The following is a 26,746-nucleotide window of genomic DNA, read 5'->3' as shown; positions in this document are numbered from 1 at the left end:
TGGTGCTCATCGCACGCAGGCCGTGGTGTGCGGGCGGAGGTCGGTGGGGGTGGTTTTGCGGCGGACTACGTGTCCGGCGGTGAGGTGGCGTTGGCAGATCGTCAGCACGGGCGGGCCCTCGGGGAGCCGCTCTGGATGGCAGGCGCTTGTCTCGGCGTCCGCCTGGGGGGTGCCGGGCAGCAGGTGGAAGGCGGCGTGGACTTCGCTGGTGGCCTGCCAGAGCCTGGTGTGGGCGGTGGCCAGGTGACGTCCGGCTGTTGGGTGCGGGGGCCGGGTGTGGACGGCGAGCCGGTCCAGAAGCTGGAGCAGAGCGGTGAGGTGGGCGTGCAGCGCGTCAAGGTGCAGACGATCTCCGGGCTTGGGCGTGTCCGCGTCCGACGGCGCCAAGGCCCGTGCGTGGTGGCGGATGCCGACGCTCGCGGCGCGGAGGTAGGGGTGCGCGTCGTCGGGGCGCGTAGGAGAGGTCAAAAGTGGTGGTCCTTCCTGCCGGTAGGCAGGGCAGTGAGGGGCGTCCCGTCGCGGGTGATCCGGAGTGCGGTGGGTCAGGGTTCGCCCGGGCGCGGCTGGTTCACAGGGCGGTGCGGGCGAGCGGGAGCGCGGTGAGGGCGAAGGCGTCTGGCTGCTGGTAGTTGAGCCGTCGGAGGTCGACGCCGGAGGTGACGGCGTGGGTCTCGATCTGTGCGCAGGCGGCGTCCAGGAGGGCGTCGGTCTCGGCGGTGACGGTGACCAGGCCGGTCAGTGCGACGTCCGCGTGCCCGGCGATGAGTTGGCGTTCGCGGGTTTTGACGTCGGCGTACTCGACGGAGTCCTCTTCGGAATCGACCTGTCCGCGGCGTGCGCGCTCGTTGGCGTCGGCGATGATCGCGGCCTTCTTGCGCTGGACGTCCCGCAGTGCGGACTCGAGTCCCTGCGGCACGTATATAAGGGAGAGGCTGCGGCGCACGCCGGCCGTGAACATCAGCCCGTGCAGGAACCCGGCCCCCATCTCGGTCCTTGGCCAGTTCTCCACCCAGTACGTCGTGTGCCGTGCGCTGTCGGTGGCGAGGCGGTCGTACTCCTCGAATTGGACGACAGGACCGGCGGCTGCGGTGTCGGCTTCAGCGTGGCCGGTCTCGGACCACTGCTGGAGCGCGGCGAGGGCCTTGGGGTCGTAGGCGGTGCGAATAACTGCGGCAATTTCCCGTGCGCTCAGCCAGCCGGTGACCTGGAGACCTGCGTTGCGGGCGGCCTGCGCGATGGACGCGGTGGTCTGCTCCATGACGGTGAACGCCCCGGGCAGCCCTCCGCCGGCTTGGTTGATCAGGCGCCGGGCGGCCTTGAGGTCGAGGGAGATGGCGAGGTAGGTCTCGTGCGGGGCGGCGGCAGGGCCGGCAGAGGAGACCAGCTCCGAGTAGATCTGTCCGGCGACGGGAGTCTGGGGCTGCCCGTTGTGGACCCAGTGGCGGGTGAGGGTGTCGCCCGAGTCGGGGACGGTGCGTTCCAGCACCTGCACGGTGGCGATGTGCCCGGTGCGGGCGATGCCCGCGAGCGCGCGTCCCCAACTGCTCACGTTGTGGTTCTGGGTGGCGGGGTCGAGGAGGGCGAAGGCGCGGCTGGTGACGCGGGCGATGGCGGTCAGGGTCTGCTGGTGCGGGTCGTGGACGGCTGCGGCACCGTTGGCGGAGTCGCCGGGGGTGACCACCTTGAGGGAAGCGGCGGTGCCGGGCAGATGGAGGACGCCGTCCTGCCGGGGCCGGCTGACGGGCCGAGCTAGCCAGAGGGTCTGGCCGGTGCGGCGACGGTGCGCATACCGGGTGACGATCGGCGCCCAGTCGATCAGGGAGCGGCCGTGCCGACGGATCGCGACGAGTGCCCCCGATGCCGCCCACAGCGGTGCCAGGGCGACGGCGCCGAGCAGCCCGGTGGAGATCACCGTCATCAGCAGCAGGGCCAGCATGCAGGAGACGAGTACGAGTTGGGGCAGGGACAGGCCGAGGAGGATGCCACGGCGGCTCCGGTGCGGGAACTTCACCGTGACCGGGGCGACGGAAAGATCAGTCAAGGGGCGGGTCCTGGAGGCGCGGGTGGAACCCGGGGGCGGGAGGGCGCGTGCACATCCCACCCCCGGGGATCGGTCAGGGAATCAGAGGCCGGTCGGAGGCGGCGGGGGTCCGCTCGCCCCGCTGGACGGGGCATTCTGCGCGCCGGAGGACAGGGGTGCGCCCTGCGGCGGCGGGGTTGTGGTCGGCGGAGTGGACTGCCATCCGCCACTTTGCCCAGACGCGGCGCTCGCGCCGGAACCGCCAGGCCCCGGGCTGCCGCCCACCTGGCCGCTGGTGTCGTCGGACACGCTCGTCGGCGCGGGCTGGACGGCCTTCTCCAAGCCGGACTTGACCGCGTCGCCGCCGGGCGAGGAACCCGTTCCGCCGCTCTGCGATCCCTCCTTGCCCTCTCCGCCTCCGCCGGTCGGGTTGGCGGCGATGTCGCCAGGGAAACTGCCTCCGGCAGCCTCACTGCCCAGCGCTGCGGCGCCTGCTCCGGCGGCAGCGCCACCGGTTCCGGCGGTGGCCGCAGCGGCGGCGGTCTTACGGGCGGCCTTCTCGGCGTGAGCCTTGGCCATCTGGGCCCCAGCGCCACCGGCCCGGTGGATGGACTCGCCGTCGGTGCCTTCGGCTGCCCAGTGCACGAACTTGAAGACGGCGTACGGGCACAGCAACACCAGAATCATGATCACGATGCCGGACATCACGTCGGCCAAAGCGGCGATACCATCGCTGGTCTCGGTCTTGCCCATGGCGGCGATACCGAGCACGAAGATCACGGTCATCAGCAGCTTGGAGACGACGAGGGTGGCGGTGGCCTCGATCCAGCCCCTGCGCCAACGGCGCGCGACCTCCCAGCCACCGCCAGCGGAGGCGAAGACGGCCAGGGTGACCATGACGAGGATGCCGACCTTGCGGACCATCATCACGCACCAGTAGAGGAACGCGCCGATGGCGGCGCCGAGACCGGCGACTGCCGCCACGAGCCAGCCCAGTGCGGACAGGCCCGGGATCTGGCCGACCTTCACGATGCGGCGCACAGCCGACTCGATGTTCAGGTTCGCTGTCTTGAACAGGCCAGCGGACAGGGCATCGACCACTTCGACGGCGATCGTGGTCAGGGAGATGGCGCAGAAGGCGAACAGGACGCCCGACATGGTGCCGGTGAACGCTTGTGTCAGAGCTTGTCCGTCGCGCCTGACGGCGGCTCGGACCAGCTGCGCGCAGAACGTCGCGACCAGCAGAACCAGGCCCAGCGGCAGCAACATCTCGTAGTTGTCCCGGAACCACCCGGCGTTCAGGTCGACCTTGGTCGTGGTGTTGACTGCCACGGCCGCCAGGTCGGCTGCGGCGGCTGCCAGTTCACCGGCGGACTTCGCCATCCAGTCGCCCATGGCCTTGGCGGGGTCCGAGGCGAAGTCGACCGCGTCACCGACGGCGCACAGCTTGTCTGCCAGGGGAAAATCACAGAAACCCACGGGAAGTTACTCCTCCATTCTTGTGTGAGGCGCGGGTCACTGCGTGACGCTCGGTGCGATGGCGGCCAGGGCGCAGTCGTGGTTCGGGCGGCACTGGACGGCGAGGGTCACGGCCCGTTCCTCGGCCCCTCCGCCGCCCTTCTTCCAGTTGAGCGTCTGCTTGCCGTTGATGGTGACGACGTAGATGTACGCCTCGGTGATCGCGGACGGGTCGTCGGCCAGGGCCGCCTTGAAGGCGGACGGGTAGTGGCCCTCGGTGACGCTGGCGGTCGCGCGCTGGTCCTGGTCGGCCATCCGCGACCACAGCACTGGATCGGGAACCTGGCCGGAGACCGAGGCCCAGTCGGCGTACTTGGGCTCCGTGGTCATCCAGGCGCGCATGCCGGCGAGCTGCTGGTCGCGGCTGGTGTCGCGGGTGTCGTAGGACCACAGCATCCGGGCCGCCGCCTTGGCGTAGGCGACCGGTTCGGCGATCTGCGGGGGCTTGGGAACTGACCCGGATCCGGAGGACGGCTTCGGGGCGGCCTCGGTGGAGGACGGGCTGTCAGCCGGGGCAGGCCGGGCAGCGTCCGCGGCCGGGTGGCTGTTCCCACCGCCGATCAGCAGGGCGACGATCCCGGCGATGGCGAGCAGGACTGCGACTACGCAGGTGACGATCGCGATGCGCCGGTTGGCCGACCAGCCCGAGCCGTACGAGGACAGCGAAAAGGAGGGGGATCGTTTCCGCATCAATGGACCTGCGACCCCAGCCCGGAGAAGAAGGCCACGATTCCGTTCGCGGCACCCAACCCGAGGGCAGCGCCGGCGGCCACGACCGCCCCCTTCTTACCGTTGGCCTCGGCCTGGTGACCACCGGTGTGGTGACCCCAGGCCCATACGCCGAGCGAGACGGCGAGGGCACCGACGACGGCGATGATCCCGAACATGTTGATGCTGTTGACGACGTTCTTCAGCACACTCAGCCCGGGCAGTCCGCCGCCTTTGGGTGAGATTCCTGGGTCGTAGGCAAGCTGGATGACGCGGTCTGCGAGAGGGACGGACATAGGTGTGGCAGGGCTCCTTGCATACGCGGGCCAGGCGAAGGCCGGCGGGAAAGGGGGAAAACGGAGGGGGAGGTGCGCTCGGAGCGCAGAAGTGGCCGCGGCGGTGCCCCGCCCGGACCGACCTCGGGCAGAGGCGGGGAGAGGCCACTCCTCGGGCCGGGGCGCGGCTTCGAGACCGCTCTTTCGGCTCGGGGCCAGGGAGGGCTGTCGGGGCGTGCTACTTCGGGATCGACGGCTTCGGCGCCGGGTTTGACTCGTACGGGTTGGCGCAGTTGTAGATCATGTATCCGCGGATCTTCTTGCCGTCGGACTTCCGTGTCACCGCGCCGCGGGTGTACCAGGTCTTCTCTGCGCGCTTGTACGCGAACTGGTTATAGGCGACCTTGTCGTGCCGATAGGCGATGCCCACGACGGTGGAGTTCTTCGAAGGATCCTTGCGGACCTTGACCGCCTTGCACGAGACCGTCGTGTGGCCGGTGTCGTACGCCTGGGCTGTGGAGGCGCTGGCTAGGCCGCCGGCCGCAACTGCGAGGCCGATCGAGCTGGCCGCGAGGGCGCGCCGGACGCGTGAGTGGATTGTCACGTGGATACTCCGGGGCGTTGGGGGATAGGGAGTGGGCCGTCGGCTCGTCCTGCTGGGCGGCCGTCGGGCGAAGCGATCGAGAGAGATGGGAAGCTGGCCACCGAGCCCAGCTAATCGGGCAGATCACCGGGGAGGTCCTCGTGACGGCGGCTCACGGGCCTGCGGGCTGACGGGATCAGATGACGCGGCGGGCGGCGAGGATCGTCCAGTCCTTGATCGGGGTGATCCGGACCGGCTTGGTGGTGCGCGGCGCCTCGATCACGAGGCCCTCGCCCATGTACATGCCGACATGCTCGGGCCGTGCGGCGGTGCCGCGGCTGAAAATCAGGTCCCCGGGCTCAAGTTGGGAGAGCGAAACCGCCTTGCCCTCGTTGACCTGCGTGTACGTGGTGCGGGTGAGCGTGACGCCGGCATGCGCGTACGCCTGCTGCATCAGGCTGGAGCAGTCGCAGCGGCCCATGGGGTCAGGACCATGCGAGTTCGTGCAGGATCCGCCCCACTGATAGAGCGTTCCGAGCTGCTGCATCGCCCAGGTCATGGCCTTGCGCGCCTTCGGATCGGCGTCCTTGGGGATCGAGTAACCCTTCGGGACGCTCCCCTCGGGGATGCGGCCGAACCCGGAACCGTCCTCGCCCGGCGCGCAGCCGGTCGTACTGGTCGACGGCTTCTTGTCCCGGTCTGTGCCCTTGCCCTCCGCGTCACCGCCGCCGGGGAAGGTCTTGGCGATGGCGGCCTGCAGCGCGGTGGCGAGCTCTTTCCACTGCGCGTACGCGTCTGGCAGGCCGGACTTCTGCACGGCTTGGGCGGCCTGTGTGACGGTCATCTGCTGCCACCCGCTCACTTTGAGCAAGTGCTTGTAGAACTGCTCGCTCGCGTAGGTGGGGTCGCGAATCTGCTCGGCGCTGCCCCAGCCCTGGGAAGGGCGCTGCTGGAAGAGGCCGAGGGAGTCGCGGTCGCCGTAGGCGAGGTTGCGCAGTCGGCTCTCCTGCATCGCCGTGGCGAGCGCGATGATCTGTCCCTTCTTGGGGACGTCGAGGGAGAGGCCGGCGGCCACGATCGTCTGGGCGTTGGGGACCTGCTCGGCGGGCAGGTCCAGGCCCTCGACGTGCACGTCCTTGCCGGAGGCGCCGTCGAGGATCTTGGTGACCTGTTCGGCGACCTTGTCGCTGTCGATGTCGCTCAGGCAGCTGCTGAAGGAGCCGCTGCTCTGCACGGCGTCGGCCGAGGAGGCCAGCATCATGCCGGTGCCGGCGATCAGGATCGGGGAGAGGAAGACGACGCCGATGCCGGCGGCGAGCCCCTTCAATCCGAGCGGACCGCTCGCCGGTCAGCGGTTTCGGGCATGGGTGGGTAGCGAGACGTCATGAGCGTGTCCTTGGAGGTGCGGTGTCCGGCGTACCGCGTGCGCGAGGCGTCTCGGAAGGGCGCGGCAGCCGGGGTGGGCGATCGGGACGGGCCGGTGCGGGGCGAGTTGCCGCTCGCTCCGTGTGGCCGGGCCGTGAGCTAGGTGTGCCGGGGCAAGGGGTACCTCCGTGAGGTGTGGCAGGGGAGTGGCCAGCGGCGGTGTGCGCCGGGCGGTTCAAAAACAGTAGGCGCGGAACGGCGGTTGACCAAAAAGTCGGTGTGAGGTGCCGGAAACCGATACCTCGGCAGGGCACTTCTTGGTCGTCGGCGGTTTCGCCTCTACAGTTTTTGGACTCCCCCTCGCCCTCCTCGGTCTGCGGCCCTGGGCTTCTGCATGCCCACTTCCGGCCCGCGAGGACTCCTGCGCGAGGGGGCTATTTCCCTCCGCGTTTCCGCAACCCGAATCGGGGTTCCTCTTTGCCTTTTTCCCTTCACCAGGGCGACGCTCTGGCCGTTCTCTCCGGCCTTCCGGACGGCTGCGTCGACTCCGTCATCACCGACCCGCCGTACAACAGCGGAGGGCGGACCGCGAAGGAGCGCACCACGCGCTCCGCGAAGCAGAAGTACACCTCGGCCGACGCCAAGAACGACCTCGCCGACTTCACCGGCGAGAACATGGACCAGAGGTCCTACTCGTTCTGGCTGACGCAGATCATGACCGAGGCCCACCGCCTCACCAAGACCGGCGGGACGGCCCTGTTGTTCACCGACTGGCGCCAGCTCCCGACGACGACGGACGCGATCCAGGCGGCCGGATGGCTGTGGCGCGGTGTCCTGGCCTGGCACAAGCCGCAGGCCAGGCCCCAGAAGGGCCGGTTCACCCAGAACTGCGAGTTCATCGTCTGGGCCAGCAAGGGGCCGATCGACGGCTCCCGCAACCCCGTCTATCTGCCTGGCATGTACTCGGCTTCGCAGCCCTCTGGCGCGAAGCGCCAGCACATCACGCAGAAGCCGGTCGAGGTGATGCGCGAGCTGGTCAAGATTAGCCCCGAGGGCGGCACGGTCCTCGACTTCTGCGCCGGCTCCGGTTCTACGGGCGTGGCCGCACTGTTGGAAGGCCGGGACTTCATCGGCGTGGAGAAGACCGAGCACTACGCGTCGATCGCGGCCGACCGGCTCACCGAGACGATCCGCGCAACCCTCACGCAGGACGACGTGGTTCTCACCGCCTGAGCCGCGTCCTTGCCCGTCGCCAAGGCGACCGTCTCCCACCGCTGCCGTTGGCGAAATACCGCCGGAGGAACGTGCAATCGGTTGGCGACGCCGCGCGAGGGCGCCCCCGCACTTCCCTCATTCCGCGTCTCGTAGGAGGCCGAACTTCTCAATGCCCGAATCCGCAAAACCTGCCAATGATGGCGAGTTGGAGTCGATTCGTATTCCGGATCCACAGCTGGAGGGAATCGAGGCGAGCGTGCGGCGGCTCATGGAACAGTCGGCGCAACAGGCTCAGCAGCTCGACCACCTGGCGTCCGCCCCGTCGCCGAGTGGATCACCGTTCGCCGCGTTCGGCATGCCGGGACTCGGCGGCCCGCCGGCCGCCGCTCCACCGGAGCCCCGCCCGATCCTGGAACTGGACGGAGAGGAACGCGAGGACGAACTCGACGCCCTGTCCGACTGGGTCGACGACTTCTTCCTCCCGGTCTACGGGGCGGAGGTCACCACCGCGGCGCCCTGGTGCCTGCAGTGGCAGGAGCACGACGACGTCGTGGCCTGGCTCCATGCCTTGTGGCTCGCCTACCAGCAGCACAAGGACCCCGAAGCCGGGCTCTCCGGCCTGTTCGTGTGGCACCGAGACTTCCTCACCCACGCCGTCGCGGCGATCCGCGCACCCGGCGGCCCGCTGTCGGCATGCATGACCTCTCCCGACCGGCCCGCACACCGTCTCCTGCCCGGCCCGCCGCCGTCAGTACGGACGGATACGGCGGCCACGGCGGAAGCCGCTGACCAGGACGAGCCAGCGTCATGACCGCGGGACAGGGACAGCCCGCCTTCGGACTGAGCTTCGATCCGCGCGCGCTGACCGATCTTCTCCAGGCCCCCAGCGACATACGCGACCTCACCCTTGCCTACCTGCAGGAAGTCGTGAACGCGCAGCGTTTCGGGCTGCGCCTCGACGGTGACCTGGAGGGCTGTCGAAAGCTGTTCGTGGACTCCCGCAAGGACTGGCGCGTCGTCTACGCCGTCCGGCCGGCGCCCGCGGAGTCCGCCTACCACAAGGAGATCCACGTCGTCGCGATCCGGCCGCGCGCGGGCAACGACGTCTACGACGAGGTCGGCCGCCGTCTGGGCATGACTCGCCGGCCGCTGAGCGCCCGCACCCACGCGGCACGCTCCCGTTCCCCGCAACTGGCCGCCCGCGCGCCCGTGCCCCCGCCCGGTCCGCCGCCCACTGCGCCACCGGGTCTGCCCCGTCCCGCACCGAACCCCGCGCACCATCCCACCCGCTGAACGCACGGAGCGTCGCCTATGCCCCTTGCACCCGCGCCGACACCCTCCCGGCGTGCGGTCTCCCCGCTCAACCAGCGCCTCGAAGCCGCCACCGGGCACGACATCGACACCCTGTGGGCATACCGCGACCGCGGCGTCCTCGACGAGCAGCACGCCCAACTGGCGGACCGGCACCGGAAGCTGGCCAAGACCCAGAGTGGCGTCATCTTCCATCTGCGCCTCCTCAACCGCCTGTCCAGCGGCGAGTTCGACGTCGACGGCGCTCTGTTCACGCGTATCCACCGCACCGTGGAGCAGTTGGAAGAGGCTGCCGACGTGCGGGACGCCGCTGCCCGGGATGTGCTCGCCGCCCTGGAGCCCATCGAAGCCGCAGCAGCGTCCGTCGCGTCCGACGCGCAGCAGCTCTCGACGGACGACCAGGCGGCGCTGCTCGCCATCGCCGGAGGCGCCAAGCTCTACGAACACCTACTGACCGGCCTGATGTCCGTCACAGCCGCCTCCGGCACCCGCATCCCCCACACCAAGCTACGGCGGCTGGAGGACGCCGGCCTGGTCGCCCGGGACACCGGCCACCCCGTACACGCCGGCCAGCCGGTCGCGCTCACCGACGGGGGAAGAGCCGCGCTGTTCGCCGCCCGCCGGGCCCCCACGACGCAGACGCCGAAGGTCCCAGCTCACCCCGGCACATCGCCGTCCACTCCGGCGCAGCGGCGCTGAACTCCACCGAAAGGCCCCTTGTTGTCTCCCACCGAACCGGCGCCGGTCCGGAAGTCCATCCCTCAAGTCGACTTCGATCTGGACGACCTCGACGCCGACGAGGAGAGGTACCTCGACTTCTACCGTAAGGTCGGCGTCCACGAGGACATGCTCGTCCCCCTCGCCGAGCATCACGACGGTCCGCTCAGCTACTACATCCTGTTCGACCGCACCGCGACCTGGGGACAGCCCGGCATGCCCCAGGTGCTCGCCGTGCATCTGCAACGGGACCACGAGAAGCGGACGTTCAGCTTCGAAAAGGCCCCGCTGCCGCTGCCCGCGATGGCGCAGTCCTGGCTCATCCACCGCGGCTGCCCGCACGATGCCATCGGCCTCGACCCCGAGCTGGGCCCGCCGCCGGCTGACGAGGCCACGCGAGCACTGGAGCGACGCCTCGCCGGCGACGGTGACCACTACGCCATGGGCTACTCCTACACCAGCGACGACCCGGACGACATGGTCGTCGTCGTGGCACTGCGTGCCCTGAACGAACGCGCCCCGTCGCCGTTCCGCGTTGTGGTCGAAGAGGTCGACACCGACACGTGGACACACACCCTGCGCGAGGGCGGCTTCGACACGATCGACGAGGCCCTGCAGTGGTGCGACGACCGGCTCACCGGTGAGGCCGGCCCTCTCCCGCCGGTCCGCCCGGCAGCCGCCGCCAGCCGCCCGTCCGGTGTGGCGAAGGCCCCTGCCCCGCGCCCGCCAGGCCGTTCGCGCTGAGCGCTCAGCCCGACGCGGGCGGCGCAACATAGCCGACGATCGCCGGTTAGCCAAACCGGCGATTCTCCGGACTCTTATACAGCCGCCGGGACAACCCCCGCGGCGCCCTTCCCCACATTCCCCACGCCTTCACGGAGGCTTCTTCCGCATGCGCTCCACCCGAATTGCCATATCCGCGGCGATGCTCGGCGCACTCGCGCTGCCGGTGCTGTCCGCCACCTCCGCCAGCGCCGCGACCGTACCCACCGCAGCAACCGCCGCCCCCGTCGTCAGCTGCCACAACCTGCCGCCGCTCCCGTACGCGGTGCAGGCCAAGGCCGTGACCATCCGGTCCAAGGCCAGCTCGAAGTCCACGGCGCTCGGCGTGCTCTACAAGAGCCACAAGTTCACCGTCTCCAAGAAGAGCGGCAACTGGCTCTACATCACAGACAAGACGACCGGCGTCAAGGGCTGGGTCTCCGGCACGTACGTCTACCGCGACGTCCGTATGTGCCTGGACTGACCAGGCTTCAGCGCCTCCCGGCAAGCGGCTGATCCGCCGAGTACGGGGCCCCTCACATTCCCTACGCATCAGCCTATCCAGAACAGGAGATCCCCCTTGTCCGACGGCATATCCGAGGAGTCTGCGGATGTCGTGGGCGTGCTCACCGAACGGATCGAAGCGCGCTTCGACATGGGCATGGACCAGTTGAAGGCCGCGGTCGCCGCCGCGCCGACCGCGAACCCTGACGCCACCGACGTCGTCAAGTGGCACGGCCTTCTCGTCGAGGCCCAGTCCGTGCTGGAGCGCGCGGAGGACGACCTCCTCGCCGCACTGCGGACCCAGCCCAGCGAGGTCGACGACCCGACGATGGGCCTCGCCCACCGGGTGAACGCGGCCGTCACTGCCCGCGACGGCCGGGCCATGGTGGTGCGATGGCTCCTCGACCCGAACGCCCCGGGGAAGAAGGACCTCGCCGCAGAGCGCCTCGCCCGCCTTCGGCCCCGCACCGGGCCTGCGGTGCAGACCAGCGCCCCCAACCGGCCCGCGGGTTCAACCGCACCGGCGACGGCCTGGCGGTCGGCAAGGGCCGCCCGATGAGCCGGGACAAGGCCAGCACCATGGACGCCGACCTGCAGAAGGTCTTCGGTAAGCCGGTCCTCGAGCTGTACGAGGCGGCTGCCGACCACGATGCCTCGCCCGCGCTCGCCCGGGCCCTGGAACTGCGGTCCTTCCTGGCACTCACCGAGGAGCAGGTCGCCCGCGTCCGCGACCGCGTCCACGCCGACATGGATCCGGGCCGCAACCATGGCGAACTGTCGGCGGACAAGCTCCGCTTCGACGCGCAGTGGCTGGACGCGGCACTGAAGGCCCGCGACGGCTACCGCGCCGCCCTCGGCGCGCTGCTGCGCACCAGGCCCCCGCCCGCCCAGCAGGCCCGGCCCGTACGAACGGCTCAGCTCAGGGCCACCGCAACCCTGCCCTCGTCTGCCGCCCCGGCACCCCAGCGTGCCGGGGCGGCCCGGGCCCGCCGACCGTGAAAGCCCCCGATTGCCCCACCCCACGTCCACCGACATAGCTGGACGGATCGAGGACCTGTACGGCGCACCGCTCGCCGACCTCGAAGCCCACGCCCAGGACCAGCCGCCCGGCATGCTCTCCGCCCTGCTCGGCATGCACGACGACCTCGCTCTCGCCGAGCGCAGCATCGACTTCCACCGCGACCACCTCGCCCGGCTCATCCACCCCGAACGGCAGATCGGCCCGCACGAGGTCTCCCACCTCCTCGACGGGACCCGCCGGCTCGCCGAAGCCGTCGCCGTCCGCGAGGTCCAGGCCAAATCGGTCGCCGCCGTCCTGCAGAGCCTGGCCCGCGTCCCGGCCCCGACGCCTGTCCCGCCAGCTCCCTCGCCACCTGCTCCGGCTCCGCCTCTTGCGGCGCCGAGTCCGGCGCACAGCCGCTGACTCGCAGGCGATCCCACTTTTCATGCACCCTGGAGTTCCTCCCTTGGCCATCACCGCTCTGCCCCCTGACACTGACGCCGACATCGCCCGGGTCACCGAGGCCCTGGCCATGATCACCCCGCGCTGGAACGTCCGGATCATGCTGGCTCTCTCCGGCCCGCCGCTGCGCTACAGCGAGCTGGCGGCCAAGGTGTCCTGGCTGCAGAACGGCCAGCTCCACCCCAAGCTCAAGTCGCTGTGCGACGCCGGACTCGTCGAACGCACCGAACACACCGCACGGCACGTGACCTACGGCCACACCGAACGCGGAGCCGCCCTGCTGTCGATCCTGCCGATGATCGTCACCTGGGCCGAGGAACACCTGGAGAAGGCGGACCGCCCGCTGGCCGCGATCGAGCACATCGAGGACAGCCTCACCCTGCTCACCCGGCGTCACGCCACCGCCATCCTGTGGGTGCTGAAGTCCCGTGAGGAAGTCAGCGGCCGGGCTCTGGCCCGAATCGTGATGCCCAGCAGCGACTGGACCAACATCTATCCGCCCCTGCGGCAGCTCGTCGCCGACGGCCTGGTTGACACCGACGGCATGGGCCAGCCCTACCGGCTGTCCGCGGCCGGCGATGGCCTGGGCCCCGTGCTCGGCACCCTGTCCGCGTGGGCCGCCGGGCAGCCCCTCGACCAGGCGGCCCAGCACCCGGTCTGGGGGCACCCGCAGGCGAAACCCGCGCCGAGGTCGTGGATCAGCAGCCAGTCTCGGCCGGCCCCCACGGCGCTCCCACCCGCTCGGACACCCCAGTCCCCTCCGGCCTGGCACAACGGGGATCTCTTCTCACACGCTGCGACCGCCCGCCCGAAGGCAGCCGTCCCGGCGGGAGGCCCGCGCCGATGAGCACCCCCTTTACCTCTGCCGAAGCGCAGCGCGCTGTCGAACTGCTCGCCTCGCGGCCCTTGGTCCGCCTGGTCACCGAGGTCGACGACAACGGCGCCATACCGCCGCGACGGCTGGCCGGCACCCTGCCCGACCTCTCCACGCACCAACTACGCAGCGCATCCGACACGGCCCGCGCCCACGGTCTCATCCGGATCGCGCCCGGCACCGGTCTGGAACTGACCGAGGCTGGGATGGAGTTGGCCGGCCTGTACGACGCGATGGCCCGCTGGGCCCGGCGTCACGCCGTCCCGGCCCCCGTCTGCGAGTTCAGCAGCCGCATTCGGCACGTCCTTGCCCTGTTGGCACCATCGCTCATCACCGAGCGCGCCGACCGGGCGGAGGCGGGTCTGGCCCGTCTCCGCACGCTCCTGATCCAGTGGCTGGCCGACAACCTCCAGGTGGCCAGGGTGTCCGAGCCTGAGCCGATCGCGTGAGCGAAGCGGTCACACCCCGGCACGCACGCCACACCGACGGGCTGATGCGCAGCATCTACCTACCGCGCACGACGGACGCGTTGGCGTTCGCGATGTCCACCTACGGCATCCCGCTGCTCGTCCTGGCCACGACGCGCTCCTCCGCGCTGACGGGCGCAGCCTTCGCCCTAGAGTGGATCCCGCGGCTGGCTGCGTTCGGGTGGGCCGGATCGGTTGTCGACCGGCGCGGTGCTGCGGTGGTCTTCCACCTGGCCTCCCTGGGCCGGGCACTGGCCCTCGCCGCCGGCGCGGTCCTGCTCCACCTCCACCCATCCGCCACTGTGGCGAGCGCGACCGTGATGGTGCTGGCGGCGACGACCGGCGTGCTCACCGAGTTCAGCTATATCGCGGCCGAGACCGCGGGCGCTGCCGCCGGCCGCCGAGCAGGACGGCGGGCCCACCGTGTCCAGGCCGTCCTGCTCGGCATCGACCAGACGGCGACCATGGCCGGTCCGGCGCTCGCCGGGGTGCTCCTGCTTGCCGGTCCGCCGTTGATGCTCGCGGTGATCACCATGCTCTCCTTGCTTGCCGCGCTGCTTGCCCGGCGCACTCCGCACTCGCCCGTGGCACCGGCCCGTGCGCCGAAGGGGAGGTCCGGGGACGGACTGCTCACCGGGTGGCGCACCATCCGCTCGCTTCCCGCGCTCGGCTGGCTCGTGACCGGGCTGACCCTGTCTAACCTGGCCACCGGCCTTCTTCAAGCGGCCGGTCCCGTGATCGTCGTCAAGCACTTCGGGCAGTCCACCACCGCAGTCGGCATCGTCTGGTCCGCCGCTGCCGCAGCGACCCTCCTCAGCGTCACGCTCTGCCGGTTCGCGCTCGACCGCCTCGGCCTGTGGCCGGTCGGCGCCGCCTGCGCCGCCCTCGCCTCGCTCGGCTGTCTCGCCGCTGCCCAGGCTCCCGACTACCGGTCCTACCTGGTCCTGGTCGCGGTCCTCATGGCGGGCGAAGGCGGCATGACGGTCGTCCTGCGCACCCTGCGCTCCCGCCTGATCCCTCCGGAGAAGTTCGGCAGCACCCTGTCGGCGACCATCCTCATCCTCCTGCTGCCCTTCCCCGTCGCCGGCGTGCTCACCGCGCTCACTCCGCCCGACGCGCTGGGCCACGCCATCACCGTCTGTGCCGCGCTGCAGGCCCTCGGTCTGTTCTGCGCCTTCGCCCGCCTGCGAACCGATCCCGCCCTGCGCACCTGACCCTGCTGCGCCCCCAGCCTGTGGAGAACTTCATGTCCATTGCAGCCCTTGGATCGCACCGCGCGACTGGTCGCTCCATCACCGAGCAGTTCCACGCCTTCGACGCCCACAACCCGCACGTCTACCGGGCCCTGGAGCGCATGGCCGCTCGCCGACTGGTCGCCGGCGCAACCCGGGTCAGCTTGAAGGACCTGTTCGAGGACCTGCGCCGCCAGCTCCCTCATGGGGTCGCCGGGCTGAACAACAACTACACCGCACTCTACGCCCGCCGCCTGATCAGCGAACACCCTCACTGGGCTGCGGCGTTCGAGCTGCGCCGCCGCCGTGCCGCCTGAGACACCCCTCTCTTCCCTCGTCCCGCGTCCACCGATTCGGAGAACCCCTTCTTGTCCGCTCGTCCTCTCGTGCTCGTCGTTTCTCCCGGCGACGAGACCTACCGCGGTTACTGCCTGGAGCAGGTGGCCGCCGCGTACGACGTCGTCCTGCTCACCGGCACCGAGCCGTCGTGGGAGAAGCCGTTCATCGTCGACCACACCGTGGTCGATCTGAGCGACCCCGCAGCGCTGCTCGCCGGCGGCCGGGCGCTGGCCGAGCACCATGACCTTGCCGGCGTGGTCACCTGGGACGAGTGGCACCTCGTCCCCACCGCCCGTCTCGCCCGCGCGCTCGGTCTGTCCTCGACGTCCGTCGAGGTGATGCGGGCCTGCCGCAACAAGGCAACCGCCCGCACCCTGTTCGCCCGCCATGGCGTTCCCTCGGCCGCCTCGATGAGGGCGCGGACTCTACTGGAGGCCGGCCTGGCGACGATGACCCTCGGCCTGCCGGCGGTCATCAAGCCCGCGGCCTTCGCGGGCAGCATCGGCGTGATCCGCATCGACCGGCCCGAAGAACTGCCCGCCGCGTTCGCGTTCGCCTCGGCCGGTGCGAGCCGCAGTCGCGAGGACACCGGCGTCCTGGTCGAGGAATACCTCGACGGGCCGGAATTCTCGGTCGAATGCGTCACCCACCGCGGTGCGACCACGGCGGTCGCCGTGACCCGCAAGCACCTGGGCCCCGCGCCGTACTTCTACGAGGCCGGGCACACCGTCGATGCCGCCGACCCGCTCCTGGCCCAGGTCGCCCCGGCCGCCGCTGCTGCGGTCAAGGCCCTGGGGATCACCGACGGTGTGCAGCACGTCGAGCTGCGCCTGGTGGACGGTCGGCCGCGGTTGATCGAGGTCAATGCCAGGATCGGCGGCGACATGATCGGCCACCTTGTCCGTCTGGCCACCGGCATCGACCTGCCCCGGGCCGCCGCCGACCTCGCCTGCGGCCGAGCGCCGGACCTCAGCCCGACCCGCAGCGGGGCCGCGGGCATCCGCATGCTCTACCCGGATACCTCCGGCACCCTGACCGCCCGGCACATCAACCAGCCCTTCGCCGCTCACACCCCCTGGCTGCGCCAGGTGCAGTGGATCCGCGAGATCGGCGAAGAGCTCGTCCTGCCGCCCGACGGCGACCTGTTCACCGCCCGGGCCGGGTTCTACATCGTCACCGGCCGCACCACCGCCGAGGTCACCGAACGCCTCGACACCGCCGCCGAAGAGATCACCGTCACCACGAGGGCAGACCGATGAACCCACAGCCCGATTCGCACCACGAGATCGACGGCGACGTCTACGTCTCCCCGCGCCACCTCGCCTCCACCACCGGAACCGGCGACCCCGCCCTCGCCCCGCTGCTCGACCTCGGCTGGGACCTGCGGTACGACGAGGACTCCAACGTGTACGTGAGCGCTCCCGACCGGCGCGTGCGCCTGGGCTACTTGCCCGAAGGCGAGGACGACGGGCTCTGGCGCATCAACGCCTACAAGGGCTCCTTCGGACCGCCGGCGTGGGGCGTCTGCTTTAACGACCGCGTTCCCACCGAGTTTGTCCAGGCATTCACCACCATCCTGGCCACGGCGTACGAGCAGGGGCCGGATGCTTACCTGGCCCGGCCGATCTCCGGCATCGACGAGCGCGATCCTTTCCTCGCGGTCGTGCCGCTTCTGAAGCAGGGCTGGGAGATCGACCGACCGCGCTGGGGCGTCTTCGCGGTCCAGGCCCCGGACGGGCTCGCCGGCATGGAGTTCACCACCGGCGACCTCGATCCGGAGACCGAACTGACCACGCGCGACGCGCGCTGGCAGCTGTGGGCGGGCAAGTCCGTCGACCGGCCCGTCTGGTACGCCACGGCCAGCACCGACACCCCGGTCGCCCTGCTCACCGCCGTCACCGAGTGCATCGCCGATCCGGCTCCCCTGCCCCGGTGGCGCGAGGCGACCTCCAGCTACATCAAGGGGATGGCCCAGCTCACCCCGATCCTCCCGCCGGGCCCGCCGGCTCCCACTCCGCTCGACGTGCAGCGGGCCGTCTCCTCCCGCCGTCCGGCTGCGCTGCCCGTGGCCAGCGTCCCGCGCTGGAGCACCACCAGCCGACCGGCCCTGCCCGGCTCGCGCCTGTAGGACCAGCCAGACCTCGACCGGAGCCTCTCTTGTCCCTGCAAGCCGCCGAGTTCTTCGCCGAGCTGTGCCTTCCCTTCCACGACCACACCGTTGTTGGCAACACCTACTTCGCTGTCCCGATCCCCGATGCACCGCTGCGGATGCGGATCGACTTCACCCGCACCATCCACGCGGACACCTACGGAGGGCTGCGTGTCGCCGTCGTTCACCCGGAACGCGGCGAGATCGACGCGGTGGCGCTCAGCTTCGTGGACCACGGGACCTTCCACCGCCGCGATGAAGCCACCAATACCCGGCCGAATACCAAGCAGTACGGCACCTTCGACACCTATCACCGCCCCGGCCGCCCGCCGTGGGACGGGGCCGTCACCACCGGGCTGCGCGACGCCATCGAGCAGTACACCGCCGTCTGGTTCCCCGGCGCCTGGGCCGCGTCCAGGCCCAGGCGCGCGGCTGGCCGTACCCCGCGCAGCACTCCCACCCAGCCGGCTACCCCAGTCGTCGGCCGGACCCGCTGACCTCCCCCGACCGATCAAGGAGTCCTCTTCCCCGTGCACGCATGTCTCGTCCGATTCGCTGCTGCCGTCGCCGTCGCGGCTGGCACCCTGAGCTGGGCGCCGGCCGCGAGTGCCGAGCCCTCCGAACCGACCTCCTCGGCCTCCGCCGCTACCGCCGCGACACCGGCTTCGGACGCGGGCAGCGTCGAGATCGCTACGAAGGACACGGCCGGAGACGCCTTGCCCGGCGCCGCGTTCCTGCTGCTCGACTCCGTCGGCCAGGAAGCCGCGCGCGGACAGAGCGACGCCCAGGGGAGGCTGACCTTCCCCGACCTCGCGCCGGGCGTCTACCGGCTCAAGCAGACGGCTTCCGGCAGCCGGCTCCACGAGGTTGTCAGCGATCAGGACGTCATCGTCACGCCGGGTGCGACCACACGGCTGACGATCACCGACCCGTTCAAGGCCGCCAAGGTCCTCCTGCAGGCCAAGGACGACGAGACCGGAAAGCTCCTGCCCGGCGCGACCGTGAACATTGGCACCGGCACCTCCACGCTGCTCACCCTCACTACCGGCACCAAGGGCGCAGCCTCCGGAGAACTGCCCGTGTCGAGCCGCAGGACGCAGTTCTGGGTCAAGGAGATCAAGGCTCCTGCCGGCTACGACCTCTACAAGCCGACGAAGACGTTTACCGCAGGTCCCGGCGCCCCGGTGACGGTGACCGTCACCAACGCCAAGACGGCCACCGACCCGAAGCCTGACCCCTCCAGTAAGCCGAACAGCGGTACCGCAGGTGCCACGCCCTTCGCCTCGGGCAGCGACACACCGGAGCCCGCCTCCTCACCCGTCGCCGCGACCTCGGTCAAGGATTCCACGCAGAAAACGCCGACGGGCTCCCTCGCCCACACCGGAGCCGACGCGACACCGTGGCTGATCGGTGGCGCGGCCGTGCTGATCGCAGCAGGCGGAGGCGCTCTCCTCCTGGCACGCCGCAGCCGCACGGACAGCCCCACCGATGACTCCCCCGAGATCTGACCCGCACTCCCCCTCCACGACTCAGAGCCCCCGGATTCCACAGCCTGGAATCCGGGGGCTCTGTCGTCCACGAACGCGCGCGGACCTCGTTACGCTGCCGCGGTGATCGACCCCTCTTCGCTCCCCGGCGATCCCTCCGAGCTGCACCTGCGCTCTCCTACGACGACGAACTCTGGGACACACCGCAGGCCGACACGCTGAAGCGCTGGAACGTGGCCGTCCTGCACCGCCGACGCGCCCGCGCCGCGGGGCACGAACTGGTCGGCCCCAGCGGGTACGCGACGCCCCGCCCCGCCCCGCCCGGTCGAGGACGTCCCCGTCGGGTCCATGACGTTCTACCGGGTGCACCTCGACCGTGACCGCAACGCCTTCTTTCTTCCGCCACAAGCGCAGAAGCCAACTGTCTTGGGCTGCGGTGAGTCGCGCCTGTTCAACCATGGGGACGGAGTGGGTTAGTAGCGCAACAGTCCTGTTGCTGCCAGTTCGCGGGTGTCAGCGGTCCACGATCAGCAACCACCAGCCGAGGCGTTCTGAAACCGTCCCCGGGATCACTTCCTCGAAGTCCCAGCGGAGCAGCATCTTCTGGCTTGGGATGTTGCGCCGGTCAACGCGAGCCAGGACGGCAACGGAGTGGCTGTCAGGCTCACGCTTGAGGATGTCGTGGAGCGCGTGAAGGAGCGCCTCGTCGGCGGCCTTGCCCCCCTGGAAGCGGTGCCGCAGCGCAACTCCGAGCATCAACAGATAACGGCATGCCTGACCAGCGGAAATCTGCAGATCAGGATGAGGGCTTTCCGGCCGTGCATGCGTGTATGCCGCAGCGATCCCCGACGCGTCTTCAGCAATCTGGAAACGCTGATCGAGGCGGGCCCAAGAGTTCGTGTCGGCCAGGGCTTGGTGGCGGAAGTACTTCTGGACCTCTTCTTCCCAAAAGAGGAGACGACCGCTGGGCGGCTTGCCGTCAGCGCAGGTAAATGCCTGCAGCAGCCTGCGATCATGCTTGCCCGGGGCTCTCCAGGTGAAATCGCTCACGGCAGAGGCGGCAGCTTTCGACGGGGGCCGTCCTCCGCGCTAAGGCGCTCGCTGATCGCTTGCGCCTGCTCTGCGGTCATCGGGGCCTTGATCTGCTCGATCAGCGGCTTGCCAAGCCTCCTGCTGCGGAGGGCAATGGACCTTTGGAGACGCTCTCGCTGTAGCGGGGGATAGCTCGTGCGAGCGGCGATGCCGGCGTACTGGTTGTGGAGGTCTGCCAACGCTCGGCGGAGAGCCACCACAGAGCGGCTATGTTCATTCCGAAAGGTGCCCAAGCGCACAAAAACGTCAGTGTCTTCCAGGATGCGCTTGATGGCTGTCTGGTTCCGGAAGCTGCCCCTCAGAAGCTCTCGTAGCGGGGCGAGATCGGGCTGGGTCCGCCGCAGGTAGGTGGCCAGCAGTGCCAGATCCTGCCCCTTCTTGGCCGAGCTGGTGTGCTTGATCAGAGAGCTGGACTGTCGCTGCCCATGGGTCGCAACAGCGGAACTATCCGCTGCGGGGTGATCACCCTTGGGACGCAAGGCCATGTCCTAAGCGTACTGGTCGACACTGTGTTCGGTCAGAGGCGAGTCAGCGCGAACCTGACCGCGGTGGCTGCCCTCCCTGCTCGGCTCCCCGGGCCCCGCGCTGAGCGCCCTGGCCCTCACCCGGCCCGGAGCCACGGCGCGCATCCACGCCGCCTGGGAGCAGGGGGCACCCGGGTTCGGGGCCTTCGAGGGCTCGCTCACGGCCTACCTCCAGGCCGAGCAGCGCCTCGGATGGGTGCCCGCCACCCGCGACTGCGCCGCCCTGGCCCTCGCCCTGACCGGCACCACCCACCACCTGTTGATGATCACCTGGCCTGCGGGCCGCGACCCCCTGGCCCGGATCGAGCACCTCATCAGCACGCTCACCACCTGACGACCCATCGGCCGACCAGGCTTGAGCGCTGCCCACATATGGGACGCCTCCTCCGTCGCCGCCCTCGACGCGATCGAGACCAAGTACAAGCAGCGCGGCAAGAGCGCCGAGATCATCGGCCTGAACAAGCCGAGCGCCCATTCGAGCGTCGTCACGCTGGCCTGGGCCGCGGCCCGGACCTTCGTCAGCTTCTCCGAGTTTGCGGCGTAGCCCGGCGATCAGCACGTTGAGCACCTTCGACGCGGGCGGCACCAGCTCGTCCCAGGCCCGCGCGATCAACTCGGCTCCGCGGACCGGCCAGCCCGCCATAGGGCGGCCGACCGGAGCGACATCACTGCCACGGATTCCCAAGACCGGTCCTCAACTCCGCCGCCGCGCCAACGGAAGCTAACCGCCGCTGCCATACTCACCCCCGGGCCCGACCGTCCTCGACAGCAGGGTGCTCCGAGGGCACCCCGACGGGAGCACACTCACGCCCGGCCCGGAGCTGGAATGTGCCAAGAGGGATGGTCAGGCAGACGCCCGGTTCGAGCACGACGGTCTGCTCATGGCCGTCCAAGCTCCGCTACATGTCTCCGTCACCGGAGACGACGTACCAGATCTGCTGATCGCTGACGTTGAGAATCGGGCACTCAGGGCTGCAGAGTGTCTCGGGCGTTCTCATACATCCAGGTGGTTCCTGCACGGCTGAAGAAGCAGTCGGCGAACTTCAGGGCGCTGTCCCATGCCCAGCTCGTGCAGCCGTGGCCGAGGCACTTTTCCGGGAAGTAGGGGTTCATGGAGTCGGCGTAGAAGGGGTTCGGCGTGAACTTCCGCTCCATGAGCCCAACCACCAAGTTGAGCTGGTCAGTACTTCGTCGCTCGTCGCTGTGCTCGGGGCGCCACTGAGGTTTGTAGTGAACCAGCTCGTTGCGCAGCCTCATGAGCAGAGCTGCTTCGCTGAAGGGACGGGCGCCACGGTCGAACGGCTCCCGCTCGAGCAACTGCAACACCTTCTGGTATCGCTCAAGCGTTCTGGACTCCTTCGAGAGTTCCCCGCCAGCGGCCGTGATCCGCTGCCGTTCGTCCACCTGCAGTCCTGTCCGGGCTTCGGCGCCTTCGACGTGCGCGAGGTCGTCTCTTGAGGCCGTGAGGATGAACTCGTTGATGCATGCCTCGATGAAGGCACCGGACGCGAGCACGGAAGATGTCGCGTAGGAGCGGTGGTCCGACCTGGTACCGATGGGCGCGGTGTCTTCCTCACCGGAGCTTGGTGCCAGGGCTTCCAGTTCGCCGCACTTCCGGGAGAGAGAGCTCGCGGCGCGGGCGTGGTCCAAGGAGAAGTAGTGCCAGACCCAGATCGGTACGCCGTTGTCCACGAGGCCAAGCGTAGACACGGCGCGTCCGGATGCCGCCGTTCAGCAGGTGTCGCAGCGAGAATCCGACACCACGAAGGAGAACGAGTGAGAATCCGACAGCTTCAGTGCGACAGGACACCTGCAAATCTCAGCGGGATGTCGGATCCGACATCGGCCGTGAGATTTCGACACGGGAGCTGAGATCCCACACGGTGAGACGAGACACAGTTCGCCGGGGGCAGACAGGAAAGATCGCGGAAAGACTGGCCAACGAGTGTGAGGGCATGCCAACGTAGACGACCTTGCAAGAAACCCCAGGTCAGAGAGGTGATTGCCCGTGACCGTAGCCTCTGCGGGCCCCGGTTTCTCCACCACCGTCGAAGCCCTGCGACTGCGGGAGTGGCAGCTCGGCCCCGGCCAGCCGACGCTGGTCATGGACCAGTTCTCGGCCGAGGACTTCCACATGATCGTCGATGACCGCGCGGACGTGCACGTCAGCTCGAAGGACGGCCGGTTCTACCTCGGCTGGTTCCCGCTCGGACGCCCCGGCACCGACGGCGAGGGATGGAAGATCGCCGTCACCGGCACCGCCCAGGTCCGCGGCTACCACCTGTCGTTCGATACCGAAACGCCGGCGGACATCGTCGCCGCCGCCGTAGCGCGCGTGCTGGAGACCTCACGCCGCCTCTGACAGCGCGGACACCGACAGGTGATGCCCGCCCTGTGAGCGAGCTGGCCGTCCGTACGGCGGCCCGCTCCACCACCCGTTTCCCCGCACCGCAGGAGGCTGTTCGTGACGTCCCCGGAAATGACCGTCGGCGATCTCATCGACTTGCTGTCCGGCTGCGACCCGAATGCTCCGGTCCGCCAGGCCATGAACCCGTTCTTCCCGATGGCCCACCGCTTGGCGCAGGTCCTGCAGTCGGTCGATGAGACTGGCCGGACCGTCGTCTACCTCGCCGAAGGGCGTGACGAGGACGCACAGCTCGGGCACCTGCCACCGGAGATCGCCGTTGAGCTGACGTGGCAGGGCGCCGTCCAGGCACCCCCGCGCCGCCCCCGTCGCCGCGCCGGCGGCAACTAGACCCGCAACGAGCCCTTGGAGGCGCCCCTGTACCCCGACTTCCCGCCCGACTCGTCCACCCCGCCCGGCGGCCAGCCCGCGTTCTGGGTCGGCCCCCGGCACCTGGCCGGTGACGATGGGCGCCTCTACGACGTCGTCGCCGACACGCTGGCCGGCCTGGGCTGGACGAGCCTGACGATCGTCCGCGGACGGCACGAGCCGGACGAGGCACCGGAGGACCGCCAGGTCCTGCGCAGCACCGTCCTGCACATCAGCCCAGACGCCCTGCGATGGGCCCAGTGGGGCCTGGCGGACGAGCCGTTCCACCTGGGAGAGCTGCCGATCGCCTGGCAGATCTCCGCCCGCGCCGAGGCGAGCAACCCGCTCGCCCAGTGGTCGGCCTACTTCACCCGCGAGGTCCCCGGCGAGGCGGTGGCCGACTTCCTCGTCGCGCTCGACGCAAGCGACCAGCCCACCGTGCCCCTCGCCGGAGCCGAGCTGGTCCTCGACGCCGTCGCCGCCCACGGATGGTTCCGCGACATCGACCAGCCCCAGGCGGCAGCGACGGACCCGACGTTCACCTCGCACATCAGCCTCGGCGAGGTCCCGCCCCTCATCCAGGACGCCGACCCGCACGCCCTGGCGGCCGAGGCCGACGAGACGGGACCGGCCGGATGGCAGGCGTGGGCCGAGCCCGCGCTCGGCGCACCCTGCCTGTGGGCGGCCTCCTTCGCCGCCAGCGTCCCGCACGACCTCGTCGCCTCCTTCGCCGCCTCCCTCAGCTCGACCGCACCGGTCCTGCGCCGGGTGCTGCCCGAGGCCACCCAGGAGCGCCTCCTGCGCGCGCCGGCCATCTAACGTCCCGCTCGTATCTCTCCACCGTCCCAGTCCGGCCCCCTCCCAGTTGGGGGTGCCGGACTTTCTTGCTTCTCGGGCGAAGTGGCCGTTCGCTCTCCGATGCCCGGGATGGTTTGCCGCCCTGTGACGGAACGATGCAGGATGCGGCAATGCACCCCAGCCCCGGCGCCCTTGCCGGGGGCGCCAGCCTCGACCAGGTCGTCGGGGAGGCCGGTCTTCAGCCGTCGCGGAGGCGCACGACCCAGAACCCGGCGTCGTACGCCATCGCGCCGAGCGCTAGAACCACGAGCGGGGACGCTGCGGAACGGCGCTGTGAACCAGGGCCGTGCCGAGCATCGTGGTGCAGGCCGGGAGGTCCGGAAGGATGATCCGCAGCACCACCTCCCGATGCCCGGCCGAGCGCGACGGAGCGGGAGTGGGGGCGCTCACCGGCCGTCCCCCGTACCGTCCCCGGTCTCCCGGGAGCGGCCGGTGAGCTGGTTGGCAAGCCGCTTTACCTTCCGGCGGACCTGCTCGCCGACGACCTCCGGCTGTGGGACGCCGGCGACCCGAGCGGCTTCGGGCCAGCTGTTGACCCCGGGGCGGCTGCGTGCGATGGTCACCGCCTGATCTTCCTCGGAGAGAGCGTCCAGGATCTCGATGAGGCGAGGGTCGTCGAAGCCCTCGAAGCTGGTGTCGGCCCCGGGTTGCCCGGAGAGCACGTCGTACAGAGTCATCCCGTCGCCGAGCGGGGCGTCGAGCAGTCGCACGCGCTCCCGGTTGGCCTGGCGGAGCCAGATCGGCTTGAGCTGCCCGTTGATGACCCTGGCCTCGGCCAGGAACTGGTCCACCGCGCCGGGGGAGAGCTGGCCTTCGTTGTAGAGCGAATCCGCCCAGTTGCCGAGCAAAGCGGTGGAGACCGGCTCACTCCATCCGCTCCACCGTCCCAGCCCTTCCGAGACGAAGGCGCGGAGCGCGGCCCGATCCCCGGTGCGCGCGGCCTCGCGGGCGTTCATGGCCCGGACCACATCGGGCACCGGGACGCCCACCGCCCGGAACCCGGACTCGATCGTCTGGTTGTCCGGGTGGTTGGGCTTGAGCACCGCCATGCCGGTGGTGGTGGTGATCATCGTGCGAGGAGTGCCGCGGTCGAACGGCTCAGGCAGTTCGAACGTACCGTCCAAGTCGAGGGCGACGGTCCCGTTCTCGCGAAGGGTCACGAGCTCGCCTTCGGCCCCGGTCCAGTCGACCGGGAACAAGGCCATGACCGCCCCTGCGCCGTCCGGATACCCGTTGAAATGGGCGATCCGCTCCGCGATGTCGGTGTCGATGGAGTCGTCGTCCTCGACCATGTAGTAGCTGGGCGTCAGGTCCTCGGCGGCCATGGGCGCCTCCTTACGTCGGTGGGGAATCCTTCTCCTCTCAGAGGTGGCGCGGGCCCGATCCGACAACGAGCCCCGAAAGCCACTCTGTGGCCTGCATCACATAGCCGTCGTCAGGGTCCGGCGTGCATCCCGGCCTCCGGTACTGGCGGGCTCTCGTTTTCAACTGTCGCGGGTTCCCCGGAGAGCCCAGCCCGCTGGTGACCAGCACCCCAGCTCGTCTCGCAGCCGGATCGCCAGACTCCCCCTCGGGAACGCCGCCCGAGCCACTCGCTGCGTCTCCGCGGGGATCTCCCCATCCCTGGCAGGACGCACAACATTGGTCTCCGAGACCACAACCGGGCCTTGGAGACCGACGTCACGCAGGCCCCGACTTTGCCAACAGCATCCCCATGGCCGGTCGGAGGCAGCAGCGCGGGGTACAGGCGGGCAGGTCAGCTCGTTGCCGTGGCCTTGTCGAGGGCCTTGTCGAGGTGGCGGTCGACGAGGGCCGGGGAGCCGGAGACGACCAGCAGCAGGTTGCCGTCGCGGATCGCGGTCTGCTTGACCATGGTGCTCCGTCCCCCGCCGATGAACGTCAGGAGCTGGCTCCACTGCTCGTCACCGCCGACGTGGGGTGCGGGCAGCTTCTGCGAGGTCACGTCGACCGGGGTGCCGCCCGCGACGACCTGATAGGTCGGGCAGCCCGTCATGGCGTCGAAGATCCGGTCGATGCCGTCGGAGAGCTTCTTCACGCTGTCGCTGTACAGCTGCTCGGAGATCTCCGAGGAGCTGCCGCCGTAGGTGAAGTCCACCTTCGCCTTGTGCGGGAAGGCGAGCGTGCCGCCAGTTGCCGCGTCGCCGCCCAGCTCGCTCAGGACCGGGCAGCCGATGACGGTGACGTCGCGGTGCTGGGCCGGACGCTCCGGCTTGGGAAGGTAGCCGCTGCCGAGGTCGCGCGGGTCGAGCAGGCGGGACTCGAGTGCGGCCGAGGAGAGCGCGGTCGGCTTCTGGACGGCGTCGGCTGGCTTTCCCGTACGGGAGGAGGGGGTCCGGTGCTTGGCCCCGGTGGTGTCGGTGGCGCAGGAGGGCAGGGCGAGGAGGGCGGCGGTGATGCCGAGTGCGGTGGTAGCGACGCGAACGCGCATGACGGAACTGACCCCTTGGTGCTAGGCGACGGGTGGTCAGTGCGGGCCTGCGGGCCCGGTGG

At 70.0% G+C, this 26,746-nt stretch carries 33 protein-coding genes and 1 pseudogene; 22 read left to right on the top strand and 12 right to left on the bottom strand.

The features are described from left to right. Positions 1-6 precede the first annotated feature (6 nt). From ACIQU3_RS17150 to ACIQU3_RS17120, 7 genes are all read right to left on the bottom strand, one after another. Positions 7-468, bottom strand: coding sequence for a DUF6238 family protein (locus ACIQU3_RS17150; RefSeq protein ID WP_403925914.1), 462 nt, complete (start codon positions 466-468; stop codon positions 7-9). Positions 469-568: 100 nt separating this feature from the next. Then, positions 569-2,041, bottom strand: a complete 1,473-nt coding sequence (locus tag ACIQU3_RS17145) for an SCO6880 family protein (protein ID WP_403925911.1) — start codon at positions 2,039-2,041, stop codon at positions 569-571. Positions 2,042-2,122: 81 nt separating this feature from the next. Next, positions 2,123-3,499 carry an ATP-binding protein gene (locus tag ACIQU3_RS17140; RefSeq protein ID WP_403925908.1) on the bottom strand — a complete coding sequence of 459 codons (1,377 nt, stop codon included), beginning with the start codon at positions 3,497-3,499 and terminating at the stop codon, positions 2,123-2,125. Between the two features lie 36 nt (positions 3,500-3,535). After that, positions 3,536-4,228 (bottom strand): hypothetical protein, encoded by a 693-nt coding sequence (locus ACIQU3_RS17135; RefSeq protein WP_403925905.1) that lies wholly within the window; start codon positions 4,226-4,228, stop codon positions 3,536-3,538. Next, positions 4,228-4,542: a DUF6112 family protein gene (locus ACIQU3_RS17130; RefSeq protein WP_011031268.1), complete on the bottom strand. Its 315-nt coding sequence runs from the start codon at positions 4,540-4,542 to the stop codon at positions 4,228-4,230. The genes ACIQU3_RS17135 and ACIQU3_RS17130 overlap by 1 nt, the downstream gene beginning before the upstream one ends. Before the next feature lie 217 nt (positions 4,543-4,759). Continuing rightward, positions 4,760-5,125 carry a hypothetical protein gene (locus ACIQU3_RS17125; RefSeq protein ID WP_037667911.1) on the bottom strand — a complete coding sequence of 122 codons (366 nt, stop codon included), beginning with the start codon at positions 5,123-5,125 and terminating at the stop codon, positions 4,760-4,762. A 175-nt stretch (positions 5,126-5,300) separates the two neighbouring features. Further along, positions 5,301-6,431, bottom strand: coding sequence for a C40 family peptidase (locus ACIQU3_RS17120; protein WP_403925901.1), 1,131 nt, complete (start codon positions 6,429-6,431; stop codon positions 5,301-5,303). Positions 6,432-6,946: 515 nt separating this feature from the next. Between ACIQU3_RS17120 and ACIQU3_RS17115 the strand changes: the two genes are divergently transcribed. The 17 genes from ACIQU3_RS17115 (at position 6,947) to ACIQU3_RS17035 (ending at position 19,009) form a co-directional block, all read left to right on the top strand. Beyond that, complete coding sequence (locus ACIQU3_RS17115) at positions 6,947-7,702, top strand: site-specific DNA-methyltransferase (protein WP_112438327.1); 756 nt, start codon at positions 6,947-6,949, stop codon at positions 7,700-7,702. 250 nt (positions 7,703-7,952) lie between these two features. Next, a complete protein-coding gene (locus ACIQU3_RS17110; protein WP_403926160.1) occupies positions 7,953-8,495 on the top strand; it encodes a DUF4913 domain-containing protein in 543 nt (180 codons plus the stop codon). Beyond that, the gene (locus ACIQU3_RS17105) at positions 8,492-8,977 is read left to right on the top strand and encodes a hypothetical protein (RefSeq protein ID WP_403925898.1); all 486 of its coding nucleotides are present in this window, start codon (positions 8,492-8,494) and stop codon (positions 8,975-8,977) included. The genes ACIQU3_RS17110 and ACIQU3_RS17105 overlap by 4 nt, the downstream gene beginning before the upstream one ends. A gap of 18 nt (positions 8,978-8,995) precedes the next feature. Further along, entirely contained in the window at positions 8,996-9,694 is a 699-nt protein-coding gene (locus ACIQU3_RS17100) for a hypothetical protein (RefSeq protein WP_403925895.1), read from the top strand. Positions 9,695-9,712: 18 nt separating this feature from the next. Next, positions 9,713-10,456: a hypothetical protein gene (locus ACIQU3_RS17095; protein ID WP_403925894.1), complete on the top strand. Its 744-nt coding sequence runs from the start codon at positions 9,713-9,715 to the stop codon at positions 10,454-10,456. Between the two features lie 148 nt (positions 10,457-10,604). Beyond that, the gene (locus ACIQU3_RS17090; RefSeq protein ID WP_403925892.1) at positions 10,605-10,958 is read left to right on the top strand and encodes an SH3 domain-containing protein; all 354 of its coding nucleotides are present in this window, start codon (positions 10,605-10,607) and stop codon (positions 10,956-10,958) included. Positions 10,959-11,054: 96 nt separating this feature from the next. Continuing rightward, positions 11,055-11,537 (top strand): hypothetical protein, encoded by a 483-nt coding sequence (locus ACIQU3_RS17085; protein WP_403925889.1) that lies wholly within the window; start codon positions 11,055-11,057, stop codon positions 11,535-11,537. Beyond that, the gene (locus ACIQU3_RS17080) at positions 11,534-11,977 is read left to right on the top strand and encodes a hypothetical protein (RefSeq protein ID WP_403925887.1); all 444 of its coding nucleotides are present in this window, start codon (positions 11,534-11,536) and stop codon (positions 11,975-11,977) included. The genes ACIQU3_RS17085 and ACIQU3_RS17080 overlap by 4 nt, the downstream gene beginning before the upstream one ends. A gap of 10 nt (positions 11,978-11,987) precedes the next feature. Next, complete coding sequence (locus ACIQU3_RS17075; protein WP_403925884.1) at positions 11,988-12,401, top strand: hypothetical protein; 414 nt, start codon at positions 11,988-11,990, stop codon at positions 12,399-12,401. Positions 12,402-12,444: 43 nt separating this feature from the next. Beyond that, the gene (locus tag ACIQU3_RS17070) at positions 12,445-13,287 is read left to right on the top strand and encodes a winged helix-turn-helix transcriptional regulator (protein WP_403925881.1); all 843 of its coding nucleotides are present in this window, start codon (positions 12,445-12,447) and stop codon (positions 13,285-13,287) included. After that, on the top strand, positions 13,284-13,763 hold the full coding sequence (locus tag ACIQU3_RS17065) for a regulator (RefSeq protein ID WP_403925879.1): 480 nt from the start codon (positions 13,284-13,286) through the stop codon (positions 13,761-13,763). The genes ACIQU3_RS17070 and ACIQU3_RS17065 overlap by 4 nt, the downstream gene beginning before the upstream one ends. Then, positions 13,760-14,995, top strand: coding sequence for an MFS transporter (locus tag ACIQU3_RS17060; protein ID WP_403925876.1), 1,236 nt, complete (start codon positions 13,760-13,762; stop codon positions 14,993-14,995). Before ACIQU3_RS17065 ends, ACIQU3_RS17060 begins: the two co-directional genes overlap by 4 nt. Before the next feature lie 32 nt (positions 14,996-15,027). After that, positions 15,028-15,330 (top strand): hypothetical protein, encoded by a 303-nt coding sequence (locus ACIQU3_RS17055; protein ID WP_403925874.1) that lies wholly within the window; start codon positions 15,028-15,030, stop codon positions 15,328-15,330. Positions 15,331-15,381: 51 nt separating this feature from the next. Further along, positions 15,382-16,611 carry an ATP-grasp domain-containing protein gene (locus ACIQU3_RS17050; RefSeq protein ID WP_403925871.1) on the top strand — a complete coding sequence of 410 codons (1,230 nt, stop codon included), beginning with the start codon at positions 15,382-15,384 and terminating at the stop codon, positions 16,609-16,611. Next, positions 16,608-17,480 (top strand): DUF317 domain-containing protein, encoded by an 873-nt coding sequence (locus tag ACIQU3_RS17045; RefSeq protein WP_403925868.1) that lies wholly within the window; start codon positions 16,608-16,610, stop codon positions 17,478-17,480. Before ACIQU3_RS17050 ends, ACIQU3_RS17045 begins: the two co-directional genes overlap by 4 nt. 29 nt (positions 17,481-17,509) lie before the next feature. Continuing rightward, a complete protein-coding gene (locus ACIQU3_RS17040; protein WP_381056127.1) occupies positions 17,510-17,998 on the top strand; it encodes a hypothetical protein in 489 nt (162 codons plus the stop codon). Between the two features lie 33 nt (positions 17,999-18,031). Then, positions 18,032-19,009, top strand: a complete 978-nt coding sequence (locus tag ACIQU3_RS17035) for a collagen binding domain-containing protein (protein WP_403925865.1) — start codon at positions 18,032-18,034, stop codon at positions 19,007-19,009. Between the two features lie 492 nt (positions 19,010-19,501). On the opposite strand, the gene ACIQU3_RS17030 is transcribed toward ACIQU3_RS17035, so the two are convergent. After that, complete coding sequence (locus ACIQU3_RS17030) at positions 19,502-20,038, bottom strand: hypothetical protein (RefSeq protein WP_403925862.1); 537 nt, start codon at positions 20,036-20,038, stop codon at positions 19,502-19,504. Then, a complete protein-coding gene (locus ACIQU3_RS17025) occupies positions 20,035-20,565 on the bottom strand; it encodes a hypothetical protein (protein ID WP_403925859.1) in 531 nt (176 codons plus the stop codon). The genes ACIQU3_RS17030 and ACIQU3_RS17025 overlap by 4 nt, the downstream gene beginning before the upstream one ends. Positions 20,566-20,800: 235 nt before the next feature. Between ACIQU3_RS17025 and ACIQU3_RS17020 the strand changes: the two genes are divergently transcribed. Both ACIQU3_RS17020 and ACIQU3_RS17015 read left to right on the top strand, forming a co-directional pair. Beyond that, positions 20,801-20,938, top strand: coding sequence for a hypothetical protein (locus tag ACIQU3_RS17020; protein ID WP_403925857.1), 138 nt, complete (start codon positions 20,801-20,803; stop codon positions 20,936-20,938). Between the two features lie 21 nt (positions 20,939-20,959). Then, a pseudogene (locus ACIQU3_RS17015) lies at positions 20,960-21,148 on the top strand (hypothetical protein); the annotation flags it as partial. Positions 21,149-21,570: 422 nt separating this feature from the next. On the opposite strand, the gene ACIQU3_RS17010 reads toward ACIQU3_RS17015, so the two are convergent. After that, positions 21,571-22,296, bottom strand: a complete 726-nt coding sequence (locus tag ACIQU3_RS17010; RefSeq protein ID WP_403925854.1) for a hypothetical protein — start codon at positions 22,294-22,296, stop codon at positions 21,571-21,573. A gap of 316 nt (positions 22,297-22,612) precedes the next feature. On the opposite strand from ACIQU3_RS17010, the gene ACIQU3_RS17005 reads away from it, so the two are divergent. From ACIQU3_RS17005 to ACIQU3_RS16995, 3 genes are all read left to right on the top strand, one after another. Further along, positions 22,613-22,966, top strand: coding sequence for a DUF317 domain-containing protein (locus tag ACIQU3_RS17005; RefSeq protein WP_398018226.1), 354 nt, complete (start codon positions 22,613-22,615; stop codon positions 22,964-22,966). Positions 22,967-23,068: 102 nt separating this feature from the next. Further along, positions 23,069-23,359 carry a hypothetical protein gene (locus tag ACIQU3_RS17000; RefSeq protein ID WP_403925851.1) on the top strand — a complete coding sequence of 97 codons (291 nt, stop codon included), beginning with the start codon at positions 23,069-23,071 and terminating at the stop codon, positions 23,357-23,359. Positions 23,360-23,374: 15 nt separating this feature from the next. Next, positions 23,375-24,196, top strand: coding sequence for a DUF317 domain-containing protein (locus ACIQU3_RS16995; RefSeq protein ID WP_403925849.1), 822 nt, complete (start codon positions 23,375-23,377; stop codon positions 24,194-24,196). Between the two features lie 425 nt (positions 24,197-24,621). Here ACIQU3_RS16995 and ACIQU3_RS16990 read toward each other — a convergent pair whose 3' ends face one another. Beyond that, a complete protein-coding gene (locus ACIQU3_RS16990) occupies positions 24,622-25,560 on the bottom strand; it encodes a hypothetical protein (RefSeq protein ID WP_403925846.1) in 939 nt (312 codons plus the stop codon). 431 nt (positions 25,561-25,991) lie between these two features. Next, complete coding sequence (locus ACIQU3_RS16985) at positions 25,992-26,684, bottom strand: hypothetical protein (protein WP_403925844.1); 693 nt, start codon at positions 26,682-26,684, stop codon at positions 25,992-25,994. Positions 26,685-26,746 lie beyond the last annotated feature (62 nt).

The sequence above is a fragment of the Streptomyces sp. NPDC101110 genome (genome assembly GCF_044759525.1).
GTDB lineage: Bacteria > Actinomycetota > Actinomycetes > Streptomycetales > Streptomycetaceae > Streptomyces.
This window is presented reverse-complemented; position numbering and strand designations above follow the sequence as displayed.